This is a genomic window from Pseudonocardia sp. T1-2H (genome assembly GCF_038039215.1).
In the GTDB taxonomy this organism is placed as follows: Bacteria; Actinomycetota; Actinomycetes; order Mycobacteriales; family Pseudonocardiaceae; genus Pseudonocardia.
The window spans coordinates 6,442,613-6,455,346 of record NZ_JBBPCL010000001.1 but is presented as its reverse complement, the minus strand read 5'-3'; the positions used below and the strand labels follow the sequence as shown (position 1 = coordinate 6,455,346).

General features: G+C 73.9%; 10 protein-coding genes and 1 pseudogene. 1 reads left to right on the top strand and 10 read right to left on the bottom strand.

The window, feature by feature from the left end:
* Nucleotides 1-1,410 precede the first annotated feature (1,410 nt).
* Nucleotides 1,411-2,772 (bottom strand): aminotransferase-like domain-containing protein, encoded by a 1,362-nt coding sequence (locus tag WBK50_RS31795; protein WP_445942414.1) that lies wholly within the window; start codon nucleotides 2,770-2,772, stop codon nucleotides 1,411-1,413.
* A 233-nt stretch (nucleotides 2,773-3,005) separates the two neighbouring features.
* On the opposite strand from WBK50_RS31795, the pseudogene WBK50_RS31790 reads away from it, so the two are divergent.
* Nucleotides 3,006-3,682 (top strand): annotated as a pseudogene (locus tag WBK50_RS31790) (GNAT family N-acetyltransferase).
* A 127-nt stretch (nucleotides 3,683-3,809) separates the two neighbouring features.
* On the opposite strand, the gene WBK50_RS31785 reads toward WBK50_RS31790, so the two are convergent.
* From WBK50_RS31785 to WBK50_RS31745, 9 genes are all read right to left on the bottom strand, one after another.
* A complete protein-coding gene (locus WBK50_RS31785) occupies nucleotides 3,810-4,967 on the bottom strand; it encodes an N-acetylmuramoyl-L-alanine amidase (RefSeq protein WP_341339086.1) in 1,158 nt (385 codons plus the stop codon).
* A 206-nt stretch (nucleotides 4,968-5,173) separates the two neighbouring features.
* Entirely contained in the window at nucleotides 5,174-5,503 is a 330-nt protein-coding gene (gene trxA, locus WBK50_RS31780; protein WP_341339085.1) for a thioredoxin, read from the bottom strand.
* Between the two features lie 38 nt (nucleotides 5,504-5,541).
* Nucleotides 5,542-6,555 (bottom strand): thioredoxin-disulfide reductase, encoded by a 1,014-nt coding sequence (gene trxB, locus WBK50_RS31775; RefSeq protein WP_341339084.1) that lies wholly within the window; start codon nucleotides 6,553-6,555, stop codon nucleotides 5,542-5,544.
* Nucleotides 6,556-6,653: 98 nt separating this feature from the next.
* A complete protein-coding gene (locus WBK50_RS31770) occupies nucleotides 6,654-7,211 on the bottom strand; it encodes a hypothetical protein (protein ID WP_341339083.1) in 558 nt (185 codons plus the stop codon).
* Complete coding sequence (sigM, locus tag WBK50_RS31765) at nucleotides 7,208-7,792, bottom strand: RNA polymerase sigma factor SigM (protein WP_341339082.1); 585 nt, start codon at nucleotides 7,790-7,792, stop codon at nucleotides 7,208-7,210. Before sigM ends, WBK50_RS31770 begins: the two co-directional genes overlap by 4 nt.
* 88 nt (nucleotides 7,793-7,880) lie before the next feature.
* The gene (locus tag WBK50_RS31760; protein ID WP_341339081.1) at nucleotides 7,881-9,473 is read right to left on the bottom strand and encodes a protein kinase family protein; all 1,593 of its coding nucleotides are present in this window, start codon (nucleotides 9,471-9,473) and stop codon (nucleotides 7,881-7,883) included.
* A 257-nt stretch (nucleotides 9,474-9,730) separates the two neighbouring features.
* Nucleotides 9,731-10,303, bottom strand: coding sequence for a DUF6049 family protein (locus WBK50_RS31755; protein ID WP_341339080.1), 573 nt, complete (start codon nucleotides 10,301-10,303; stop codon nucleotides 9,731-9,733).
* Nucleotides 10,282-12,210, bottom strand: coding sequence for a hypothetical protein (locus WBK50_RS31750; protein WP_341339079.1), 1,929 nt, complete (start codon nucleotides 12,208-12,210; stop codon nucleotides 10,282-10,284). The genes WBK50_RS31755 and WBK50_RS31750 overlap by 22 nt, the downstream gene beginning before the upstream one ends.
* Nucleotides 12,207-12,701 carry an NUDIX hydrolase gene (locus WBK50_RS31745; protein ID WP_341339078.1) on the bottom strand — a complete coding sequence of 165 codons (495 nt, stop codon included), beginning with the start codon at nucleotides 12,699-12,701 and terminating at the stop codon, nucleotides 12,207-12,209. The genes WBK50_RS31750 and WBK50_RS31745 overlap by 4 nt, the downstream gene beginning before the upstream one ends.
* Nucleotides 12,702-12,734 lie beyond the last annotated feature (33 nt).

Below are 12,734 nucleotides of genomic sequence, written 5' to 3'. Positions count from 1 at the left end.
GCGGGCGGCATCCGTCCGAGGCGGGCAGGCGGGCCACCGCTTCACGCGAGCCGGTACGGGAATCTGCGGAGGCGCGGTCGGCCCCAGCTGCCTCCTCCGGCCGGCTGGTCGCCCCGCCTTTTGGCAGGCGGGGCGAAGAGATCCGAACGGCGCGGAGGACGCGTCGCTCCCACGCCGCGGCGAGGCGCCGGCGCGGCGTCCGGGGACCGCATCGTCCGAGGACCGCATCCCCGACCAGCGCCGGACGTCGATCGGCTCCGCCCTCTCGTCCGGCACGCGCTCACCACGGCGCACGAGGTGGCGGAGAGCCGGAGACCTCGGCTGCTGCGACGGGCGCGACGCAGCACGTGCGCGCCGTCCGGGTGACGCCGTACAGCCGATGTCCGATCGGGTCGGGATCATCAGGGGCTGCGCGTCCGCCGTGGAGGCGTGTAGCGCCGGGTGCGGCCGGGGGCGCCGACAGACGACATCGGACGGGGCGGGTGCTCGATGTTCCACGTGAAACACCGCTCCGCGGTCGGTGCCCTTGTTCCACGTGTTCAGAGTGTTCCACGTGAAACACGGCGAACAGCGCCTGTCGAATTGCCCCCGCGAAGTGGCCGGGCGACCTGCGGGACCAGTGAATGCTGGCCACCCGCGCGCGGCGCCGCGTCGACGTGGACGTCGTCAACCGCGCGGCACTGGCCGAGCGACGTCGTTTCACGTGGAACATCGGCGCTCGTCAACCTTGTTGTGCGGGAACGCGGTACGGGATTCACGCGGCGAAAGGGGGCTTTGCCGTTCGGTGCGCCCACGCGGCGGCGCAGAGCACGAAGGGGAGCCGGACTCGAAGAGGCGACGCACCGAGTCGCCCTGAATCGGGCCGGCACCAGGACTCCGTCTCCCGGCGCCGGGGAAGGCCCTGTTTCACGTGGAACCGCGCACGGAACGGCTGCACTCCGGACGAGGTCGAACAGGCCGCTCCCCCGGTTCACTTCGACACTGTGAAGTGCGTTCGGGCGGGTGCTGAAGTCCGCACGCGGAAGGAGTGCGAGCACGCCCGGCGCCCGGCAGGCACGGTTTCACGTGAAACGCGCCGAGCCCGCCGGGGGTGCTGGAAACGTGCTGTTTCACGTGAAACAGCGGCAGCCGCACCGCTGAGCCCCCGACTCCTTGCGATGAGCCGCCGGTGGCCACCGCTGCAGCTCGGCACCACCACGTGCGTGCCCGTGCCGCCGGGTCCAGCGCGGGACACCCGAGGTCCGGAGGTCGACGACGGCGTACTCGGCTCGGCGGGGGCCGTAGGGCCGCATCAGCACCGACACCCCCCACCGCAGCTGCCGACCACAGAGTCCCGCCACGCGCAACGGGCCCTGAATGCGCCGGAGAGGCGCACTCAGGGCCCGCTGTGGTCGGCCTGGGAGAGGTGGATCAGGCGGTGTCCGGGGACGGGGCCTGTGGCCCCTGACCCAGCACCGCGCGGTCGGGCCTCCCCTGCACCCCGAACGTCCTCATCACGTCCAGCTCCGCCTCGAGCACGGCGGCGAACCGCCGGACGCCCTCGGTGATGCGCTCCGGCGTCGGGTAGCAGTAGGAGAGCCGCAACTGACGGCTGCCGAGGCCGTCCGCGTAGAAGCCCGTGCCGGACGCATACGCGACCCGCGCGGTGACGGCGCGGGGCAGCATCGCCTTGCTGTCCACGCCTTCGGGCACGGTGAGCCACACGTAGAAGCCGCCGTCCGGAACCGTCCAGGTGCAGCCCGCGGGCAGATGGGTCTCGAGCGCGGTGAGCATCGCGTCCCGGCGCTCCCGGTACACCTCGGTGAACGTCTTGATCTGGGCGCGCCAGTCGTGGTTCTCGAGGTACCGGGACACGAGCATCTGCGTGAAGCTCGGCGGGCACAGCGTCGCGGACTCCGCGGCCAGCACCAGCCGGTCCCGCACGGCCGGCGGGACGAGCGCCCAGCCGACGCGCAGCCCCGACGCGAACGTCTTGGAGAAGGAGCCGAGGTACACGACGTCCCGGTCCATGGACCGCAGCGCCGGGTAGACCGTCCCCGTGAAGCCGAGCAGGCCGTACGGGTTGTCCTCGACGACGCCGACGCCGTACTCGGCGCACAGGTCCAGAACCCGCTGCCGGCGGTCGACGGCCATCGTCACGCCGGCCGGGTTGTGGAAGTTCGGGATCGTGTAGAGGAACTTCGGCGTGATCCCCTGGGCGGCGAGGCTGCGCAGCGCGTCCTCCAGGAGCTCCGGCACCAGTCCGTGCTCGTCCATCGCCACGTGGACGACGCGCGCCTGGTAGGCCGCGAAGCTGCCCAGCGCGCCGACGTACGAGGGACCCTCGGCGAGGATGACGTCGTCGGGGTCGGAGAAGATCCGCGTGATCAGGTCCAGGGCCATCTGCGACCCGACGGTGACGACGACGTCGTCCGGATCGGCTTCGATCCCCTCCTCGCGCATCACCTCGCAGATCTGCTCGCGCAGCCGCGGGACGCCCTGCGCGGAGCCGTACTGCAGGGCCACCTGGCCGTCCCGCGCCACCAGATCGGCGACCTCGGCGGACAGCGACTCGAGCGGCAGCGCCGCCAGGTTGGGCATCCCACCGGCCAGCGAGACGACCTCGGGCCGGCTCGCGACGGCGAACAGGGCCCGGATCTCGGAGGCGATCATCCCCGAGGTGCGGGTGGCGAACCGCTCGGTGGGAGGTACGAGCGCCGCCGCTGCCGCCGGTGCCGCCGCCCGCGAGACGGGGAACTCGGGCTGGCTGTACGGCGGGATCGACACGGGGATCCTCCTGCTCACGGGGAAAGGACCCGGCGAGTGTAACCGGGACGGGTGGTCCTCCTGCCCTTCGGCGAGGCTGGGCCGCCGGTCGCCTCACTCGGGGTGTTGCGTGGAGCTGTATCGATTTAAGCTCGTCGAGCGCCGGGGGCATCCGGTACAGCTGTCAGTGCAGCATCTGTCAGTTCAGTGTCGTCACGACGGCCGCCCGTACTCCGGGCTGCCTGCCGGAGGTCCTCTCGTTGTCCTGGCACGTCGACTCACTCAACTTGGACAATCTCGACGACCTGCCCAAGCGGTGTCGTCGCTGTGTCTTCTGGGAAGCTCACCGCATCTCTCCCGGCAGGCGGAGGACTTCGCCTCCACTGAGCTGGAGAAGGAGGCCTGGATCTCGGAGATCCTCCTCGAGTGGGGCTCCTGCGGGAAGGTCGTCTACATGCGCGGCGTCCCCGCCGGCTACGTCGTGTACGCGCCGCCGTCGGCCGTCCCCCGCGCCGAGGAGATGCCGACCGGTCCCGTGAGCGCGGACGCGGTTCTCCTCACCACGATGCAGGTGATGCCGGAGTTCTCCGGCGAGGGTCTCGGTCGGATGCTCGCCCAGGCGGTCGTGAAGGACCTCACCCGCCGCGGCGTCAAGGCGGTCGAGGCGTTCGGGGACGCGCGCTCCGGATCGGAGCCGGGCTGTGTCATGCCCGCGGACTTCCTCCGCCGCGTCGGCTTCAAGACCGTCCGGCCGCACCCGCGCTGGCCCCGGCTGCGGATGGAGCTCCGCTCGGGGATCACGTGGAAGGAGGACGTCGAGCACGCGCTCGAGCAACTCCTCGGGACCGTGACCATCCCGATGCAGGCTGCGACGCCGGTCGAGCGCCCCGCACCCCGGGTACCGGCCCCGGCCCAGGTGCTGCCAGCGACGTTCTGAGGGCTCGCTGAGCGCCCCGCCAGCGGCCTGGAAGATCCATCCGAGACAGAGACGGCCGGGAACGGGCGAATGCCCGTTCCCGGCCCTCAGATCGTCGTAGGGGCGAGTAGGCCCCGGAGTGACCGGACTAGATCGCCTGTGCCTGGCCCCGACCCAGCTCGCGGGCGAGGACGTCGGAGAACGTGAACGTCCCGGTCGGCTGGTCGTCCTGGCCGAGCAGGTACAGCCGTTTGACGGCGACGAGGATGCCCTCGGCGACGATGTCCCGGAACGCGGGGTCCAGCAGCTTCTGCCGGTCCCCCATGTTCGTCAGGTAGCCGATCTCCACCCGGACCGTGGGCATGCGCGTCAGCCGCAGCAGCTCCCACGTCCGCGCCTGGCTGCCGCAGTCCAGCATCGCGGTGCGGGTGAGCAGCTCGCGCTGGATCAGCCCCGCGAGCGCCTCGCCCACGGTGGACGTCGCGCCGGAGCCGTTGCCGAAGTGGAAGGTCGCGAGCCCGTGCGCGTGCATGCTCTGGTTCGCGTCGGTGTGCAGAGAGAGGACGAGGTCTGCGCCCGCGGCGTTCGCGAACGCGGCGCGCTCGGCGTCCGTGGGGCACGTGTCCTCGCGGCGGGAGAGCAGCGCCTCCATGCCGGTGGCGGCCATACGCCCGACCAGCCGGCGCCCGAGGTCCCAGACGAGGCCCGCCTCGTCGACCCCGGAGACCTGGACCCCGCGGTCCTGTCCGCCGTGCCCCGGGTCCACCACGATCCGCTTGCCCCGCAGCCGGGGCCCGGCGCGCCGCAGAAGCTCCTGCTCGCGCAGCAGTCCCGGCCGCCCACCGGTCACCTTGCGGCCGAGCTGTCGCAGCGAGCGCAGCGTTGCCGGCCCGCACACACCGTCCGGCGTGAGCCCGTAGTCGCGCTGGAACCCGCGCAGGGCGTTCTCGGTCATGTCGTCGAACACGCCGCCCGGGCGGCCCGGGTCGTACCCGAGCTCGAGCAGCCGTTCCTGGAGCTGGGCGACGTCGTCGCCGCTCATCGGGGAGGAGATCAGCAGCGCGAGCATGCGGTCCCCGAGCTTCCAGCTCGCCTCACGTAACGCGCGGTAGGTGGCGTGCCCGACGATGCCATCGGTGATCAGCCCCCGGCGTTGCTGGAAGGCCTGGACGGCGTGCTCGACGTCGTCGTCGAAGTAGTTCTCGGACGGCGCCGGACCGGGAGGGGCCAACAGGCCGTACTCCCGCAGCTTCGCCCGGATCTCGACGACCGCCGGACCACTGTCCCCGCGGCGGAGCAGCTGCATGCACCCCTCGCTCGATCGATCGTGGCGGCCCCTTGAGCACCCCGGCGTGGTGCCCGGGAGGCTTTCGGCGACGCACCGTCACCGCCGGATCTCCCGGCGTCGGCCGTCGACCATTGTGCCCTGCTCCTTCCCGGTCGGGCGACAGCGGGGCGTACACGGGCGTGTCCCGACCGTTGCCGGCCGGGACACGCTGGAGGTTTTCCGGCTCAGCCGATGTGGTCGGACAGATCGGACAGCAGCGCGGCCTTCGGCTTCGCGCCCACGATCTGCTTCACCGGCTCGCCGTTCTTGAAGAGGATCATCGTCGGGATCGACATGACCTGGTAGTCACGCGCCGTGGCCGGGTTCGCGTCGATGTCGAGCTTCGCGACGGTCAGCGTCTCGGCGTGCTCGCCGGCGATCTCGTCGAGGACCGGGGCGACCATCTTGCACGGACCGCACCAGGTGGCCCAGAAGTCGACCAGCACGGCCTTGTCGCTCTTCAGGACGTCCGCCTCGAAGGAGGCGTCGGTGACGTCCACGGTGTTCTTTCCCATCAGATGATCTCCTCGGATCGGTGTGGCGAGGTCGAAGTTCAGCTCAGGGCGGCGGCGACGTCCTGGGAGGACGAGCCGTACCCGCCGCCGGCGAGCTCGGGGTCGATCGGCTCCTCCGCCAGCCAGCGCTCGGCGTCGATCGCGGCGGAACAGCCGGAGCCGGCCGCGGTGATGGCCTGCCGGTAGGTGTGGTCCACGAGGTCGCCACAGGCGAAGACGCCCGGGAGGTTCGTGTACGTGGTGGGCGACTTGGTCTTCACGTAGCCGGCGTCGTCCAGCTCGACCTGGCCCTTCACCAGCTCCGAACGCGGGTCGTGGCCGATCGCGACGAACATGCCGGTGGCGTCCAGCGTCGACTCCTCGCCGGTGACCGTGTCCTTCAGCTTCAGCGCGGACACGCTCTTGTCCCCGACGACCTCGGTGACGGCCTTGTTCGTCTCCCAGCGCATCTTCGGGTCGTTCTGTGCGCGCTCGAGCATGATGCGCGAGGCACGGAAGTCGTCCCGGCGGTGGATGATCGTGACGGACTTCGCGAAACGGGTGAGGAACGTGGCCTCCTCCATCGCGGAGTCCCCGCCGCCGACGACGGTGATGTCCTGGTCCCGGAAGAAGAAGCCGTCACAGGTGGCGCAGGCGCTGACGCCGCGGCCGAGGAGCTGCTGCTCTCCGGGGACGTTCAGGTAGCGCGCCGCGGCACCCATCGCGAGGACGACGGCACGGGCCCGGTAGGTCACGCCGTTGGCCGTGACCTCCTTGACCGCGCCCTCGAGCTTCACCTCTTCGACGTCCTCCGCGCGCAGCTCGGCGCCGAAGCGCTTGGCCTGCCCGCGCATCTGCTCCATCAGGTCGGGACCCATGATCCCGTCCGTGAAGCCCGGGTAGTTCTCGACCTCGGTGGTGGTCATCAGCGCGCCACCGAACTGCGTCCCCTCGAACACGAGTGGCTCGAGCTGGGCCCGGGCGGCGTAGACGGCTGCGGTGTAGCCGGCGGGCCCGGACCCGATGATGATCAGATTGCGCACCTGGTCGGCGCTGCTGCTCTGGGTGGTCACGGGTTCTTTGTCCTTTCGCCGGTCGCAGACTGCTCAACGTGATCCTAGGAGCGGTCATTCCCCGTGCCACGCCCGCCGCCACCTGCTGGTGAGCCCGGTCACCCGCCCACGACGGAGTCGACGAGCAGGGCACCGCCGGCGGCGGGAGCGTCGAGGCCGCATCCAGGCTCGGCGAGGACCACCCGGAACCGCCCCAGAACCCCTGTCGTCATGACGACGAGAACCCCTGACCTGCCGTTCATCGTAGTCTCCCGGGTGCCCACGACCGGTCCGGGCGGGGCCGCGCCGACGGCCGACAGGCACGCGCCGAGCCGGGAGCGGTCGGTGAACGGTCCGCCGGGCGGGGCGGCCAGTGTCGCGGCGACCGCCCCCGCGAGATCGGGCGCGGCGTCCCCCGGATCGGCGGGCCGCTGCGCCACGGGCAGCGCGAGCGCGACCGCCGCCGCGGCCGCGGCGGCCGTGAGCACCAGGGGCCGGCGCCGTCGTGCTGCGGGGGACCCCGGTGTCCGAGCCACCCCGTCCGCCTCCCGGTCGACCCGGTCGAGCTCCTCCGCGAGCCGTCTCGCGAGGTCCCTGGGCATCCGCAGGGGCGGTGCGGCGGCCAGCTCGGCCCGGGTGGCGGCCAGCGCCCTGCGGACGATCTCGGGGTCGCTCACGGCGCCTCCTCCCGCAGATGGCCCAGGATCGGCGCCAGGCGCCGCCGTCCCCGCGCGCACCGGCTCTTCACCGTCCCGGCCGGTACCCCGAGGATCTCCGCGGCCTCGGCGACCGGACACCCCTGGACGTCGACCAGGATCACCGCCACCCGCTGCTCGACGGGCAGCAGGGCCAGTGCGTCCGTGATCGTGATCCGGGTGACCAGGGTGGCGGCGACGTCCCGCGGGTCGGCGGGGTCCGTCGCAGGCCAGCCGGCCGCCGGCGGCCGGACCAGTCGGGACCGCACGAGGTCCAGGCACTTGTTGACGACGATGCGGTGCAGCCACGTCGACACCGACGCGTCCCCGCGGAACCGGCCCGCGCCCTGGTAGGCGGACACCACCGCCTCCTGCAGGACGTCCTTCGCGTCCTCGGGATCGCGCAGGATCCGTAGGGCGACGGACCAGAGGCGGTCCCCGTGCCGGCGGACCAGCTCGTCGAACGCCGCCCGTTCCCCGGCGAGGTGCGCGTCCAACAGCTCCCGGTCCGCGCGCACCGGGCCGGGCGCGGGGCCCCGAGGTGGACGGGTGGGTGCGGACACGGAACGACGCTATGTCGGTGCCGCTGTCCCCCGCGACGGTTCCGGGAAGCCGTTAGCGACAGTGAACGCAGGTCGGACGGAACGCGGGTCAGACGTCCGCGCGGTAGAACGTCAGCTCGTCGATCTCGGTGACGTTGTCACTGCCGCCCCCGCCGAGCTTCGTGATCCAGACCAGGACGTGCTCCACGGGCTGGCTGTCCGCGAGCGAGATCGTGGTGCTGCCGGACTTCAGCGTCTGCTTCGCGAGCAGCACCGTCTCGCCCAGCTGTGCGTTCTCCGAAGGGGCCGACCGGATCTCGACCACGGTGCCTTCGCTGGGGGACTGGACGGTCAGCCGGGAGAGCTGCTCGACGGACACGAACGACGTCATGATCCCGATGCCCGGCTTGAGCGCGGGGAACGGCTGCCGGTACTCCGCGGTGGCCCAGCTGGTGGTGAGGTTGCCGTCGACGGCCCTGGACACCCGGGCCGCGTTGTCACTGTCCCCGACCGGGTCGAACACCCTGGCCTGCGGGTTCGCGATGGCGACGCCGGGGGTGGGCGGGGTGGCCTGGTCGTCCTGGCCGGGGGTGGCCGACCCGCCGACGACGATCGGCGGCCCGCCCCCGCCGTTCCCGAACAGGGCCCCGAGCTGCACGCCCAGGTACCCGAGCACGACGAGCACGCCGACGGCGAGCACCCCGAGCCCGACCAGCAGCTTGCGCCGGCGGTCCGGGTCCCCGGTCCCGCTGTCCCGCCTGCGGTCCTGCCAGACGTCACCCGGGCTGGTGGAGGTGCCGTCGTGGACGGGCGGGAACAGGGCGGAGCGGTCCTCCTCCGCGACGACCTCGTCCAGCATGGAGCGCACCGCGGCCGCGGTGTGGACCCGGCCCGAGGCGGTCTCGCCGCCGATGCCGAGGGTGCCGGTGCAGACCGCCTCCAGCTCGACGGGCACGCCCTCGCGGACGGCCGACGGGGCGGGCGGCTCGCCGTTCGACCGGTCCGCGGCGGCCAGCCCGGCGCGCGCGGCGTCCGAGCCGGAGAGCGGCCACGCCGAGGTCAGGAGGGTGTAGAGGATCGCGCCGAGGCCGCGCACGTCGTCCGCGGGGGTGAGCCCGGGCCGCGGCAGCACGAAGGCGACCTGCGCCCGGCCGTCCGGGGTGATCCGGATGCGCTGCGGGTGGTCGCAGCCCAGGACCAGGCCGTGGCCGTGCGCGTCCTCCGCGGCGGCGGCGAGCGGCTCGACCATCCGGGCCGCGGCCAGGGGCCGGATCAGGCCGTCCGCGACGGTCTCGGCCAGGCTGCGGCCCGGGACCCATTCGGTGACGGCGGCGCCCAGGACGTCCTCGGGCATGCCCCGGGACCCGGCGGCCAGCACGTCCAGCAGGCGGGCGCATCCGGCGTGCTCGAAACAACCCGCCCGCAGCGCCCGCACGATCATGTCCTCGGCCCGGGCGGACGAGTCCGGGTCCGGTGTGCCGTCGACGGGCAACCGGCGCAGCACGGTGATCGCGACGTCCCGCTGCAGCACGGTGTCCTCGGCCCGCCAGAACTCGGCTCCCGCGCGCAGGTCCGCGCCCACGCGGGCCCGCAGGGCGTAGCGCTCGGCGATGACGTCGCCGGCGGAGGTGCCGGCGGGATCGGGGGCGCGGAGCCCGCTCGGCGGCCGGACCTGCTCGGAGGGAGTCTGCTGCGCGGGCACGATCGGCTCCTCGGCGGTACGGACACCTACGGCGTTGCCACGCACCGCAGGGCGGTCTCCACCTGCGGCGGGCCGCGGTCCCGTCTGCCCGCTCACCGGCGTCGACCCCTCCCCAGCGACCTTCCGGTCCGTCGTCGTGTGCCGGGCCCAGCCTACGTCAGGTGACGTGCCCGCGACGAGGATTCGGGCCCGGCGAGCCGAGGCCCGAATCCGCCGGCGCGCACCCCTGCGCTGCAACCACTGTGGCGTGCCGCGCACTAGTGACGCGACGGCGGCCGCCGCAGCGGAACCGTGGGTCCGGTCGGGTCTCCCCCGGCCCCCGGTCCCCGGGATGCGCGTCCCGGCTGGTCGTTCGGCGGCCGGCTGTCGCGCGCGGGACGGGCCGGCCGGACGGGCGGCGACGCCGTGCTCCCGGCACCCGTCACCCCGGCGATCTCGCCGGTCGGAGCCTCGTCGGGCCCGCGGCCGGGCGGCGGGACGCCGGCGCCCGGCGCGCCGCCGTCCCCGGAGCGGATGCGCCGCACGATCCGGAATCCGGCCAGGATCACCAGCGCCACGCCCGCGACCACGGTGAGCCAGACCGTCACCACGCCGTAGACCGTGGACCGGACCTGCAGCCGGGTCGGCGGGCCCAGCGTGCCGCCGTCCGGGGTCCGGACCGCCGCCTCGACGGGGAAGGTGCCCGACCGGGTCACCTCGGCGTCGACCCGCACCTGGACGCGGCCCAGCGGCGGGACGCGCTGCACCGGGATGGTCGGGACCCGCAGGCCGCCGCCGACGCTCGCCAGCTCGACCTGCACCGTCATGGTCACGGGCAACCCGTTCGCCACGGTGAGCAGGATCGGCGCGTCCCGGGTGCCGAGCGAGTAGGGGCCCGGCGGCTCGAGGACCCGGACCGAGCCGACGACTCGGAGATGCGGGTGCGCACCGCTGCCGCGGCGGCGGCCGCGGCGCCGGGGTCGCCGCGCCAGGCGGACGAGGCGCCCCGCAGCAGTCCGCGCAGCAGCGGGTCGAAGGCGTCCGCCGGCCTCGCGCCGACGCCCGGTTCGTAGGTCGAGGCGGCTCGCAGGCGTTCGACGGCGTCCCGGTCCGCGACCAGGCCCGCGACGACCGATGCGGGGACCTCCGCGGCGCTGGCCCGCACCGGGTACGCCACGGCCGTCGGCGGGGCGCCGCGCGTGGGTCCCGCGGAGACGGAGGCCCCGAGCGCGCGCGGCGCCAGCAGGCCGTCCTGCAACAGCCGGGCGGCCGCTGCGAGCAGGGCGTCGGCGCCGGCCCCCTCCGCCTGCCAGCGGTGCGGCGGGGCGAGCACGAGCGGCCCCTGCCGGTCCGCGCTCCCCAGGGCGGCCGCGGCGGCGGCCCGGGCCCGGAAGGCCAGGGCCCCGACGGCGTCCTGGGTCGAGAGCGGCCCGTCGCTGCCGGAGAGCGACGTGCTGGGCGCGCCCGTGCCAGCGGCACCGGTCCCCGGGTCCGTCGTCCCCGCGGCCGCCTCGGTGAGCAGCGGGTCCGTGATCACGGCGGTGACCGCCGTGTTGGTCGGGGTCCCGGCGGGCGGTTCCAGCGCCACCACGCCGGAGGTCTGGGTGGCACGCCCCTGCGCGATCCCGTCCGCGGACAGCAGCACCGCCGACGAGCTGTCCTGCGCGATCCCGACCCGGCCCAGCGTCGCGTCGTCGATCAGGCCGTCGGCGGGCCAGAGGGTGTCCGCGAGGACCGGGGTCCCGAGGGTGGCCGCGGTGATGGCACGGCCGTCGTCGACGGCGCGCGCGGCGAGGTCCGGGGCGCCGTTGCGGACCAGCGAGACGAGGTCCGCGTCGTTCTGCGGGAGGGCGAGCACACAGCTGCCGCGCAGCACGGTGGAGAGCCGGTCGACCCAGCGGCCCGCGGCCTGGGCACCCGCGCCGGGGATCGTCCCGGACGGCGTGCGCACGACGTACCCGTCGCGCATCGCGGCCGCGGTCTGCACGAGCTCCGGATCGACGGCGACGCACATCCCGGCCCGCAGCGGCGTCCCGGCCGGGGCTCGCGAGGCCAGGGTGGACACCAGGCCGTAGAGGCGGCCACCGGGGGCGAAGGAGGCGGCGAGGTCGTCGTCGGTCAGCGTGGTCTGCTCGCTCGGGACCACCGGCAGCCGGTGCGGCACGTCCGCGATCGGGTAGAGCATCGTGAACGGCGTCGCGGCCCCGTCGACGGGCGGGGGCCTGCTGCCCGGCAGCGACTGCACGGCGAGCAGGGTCCGCACCGCGGCGAGCCGTGCGCGGACCCCGTCCTGCGCACCGTTGACGTTGACCAGCAGCGGATAGACGCCCGGCCGGGTCAGCGCGAGGCTCGTCGTCGGCGGGCCGGCGAACGGGAGCGTGATCCGCACCGGGACGGAGCCGCCGGGGGCCAGCGCGTCCGGCAGGTCCGTGAAGGTCGGGGTGACGGCGTCGACGGCGGCACTGCCCTCCAGCGCGTCGCGCACCTGGCCCTCGGCGGTCAGCGCGTCCCCGCGCTGGATCCGCAGACCGATCCCGTCGACCGCGGTGGCGCTGGTGTTCGTCAGGGTGCCGGTGACGGTGAGCTCGGCCGGCCCGTCCGACGTGACGAGGCCGGGCGCGAGCTGGTCCAGCGTGAGCTGCAGCGGACCCGCGGCCGGGTTCCGGGGCGGGGCGGCCGGGACCGCACCGGATGCGCTGCCGGCCATCCCGGTGAGCATGAGCAGGACGAGCACGGCCGCGGCCGCGGCCCCTCTCACGCGGTCTCCTCCAGCAACTCCGTGGCCCGGCGGATCAACCGCCGCTCGTCGGCGTAGGCGAGCCGGGACTCCAGTTCGCCCAGCGGCACCCAGGCGACCTCGGAGACCTCGACGTCGTCGTCGCACAGCTCGCCGCCGAGGGCCCGCATGAGGAAGTGGTGCACGGTCTTGTGCACGCGGCGGTCCTCGGCGATGAACCAGAAGTCGATGGTGCCCAGGGGTGCGACCACCCGCCCGATGATGCCGGTCTCCTCCTCGACCTCGCGCACCGCCGCCTGTTCCGCGGTCTCCCCTGCCTCGATGTGTCCCTTCGGCAACGACCAGAGCAGCCGGCCGCGGCGGTCCAGCCGGCCGATCACCGCAGCCGTGCCGTGCTCGTGGTCGACGACCAGTCCCCCGGCGGACGTCTCGTCCACGGTCCGCAGCCGGCGACGCCGGTCGGCGGGACGGCCCGCGCGGCGCCCTCCGGAGCGACCGCGGGAAGAGGACATGTGGCGATGGTAACGAGGGAGCAGGTCGACGGT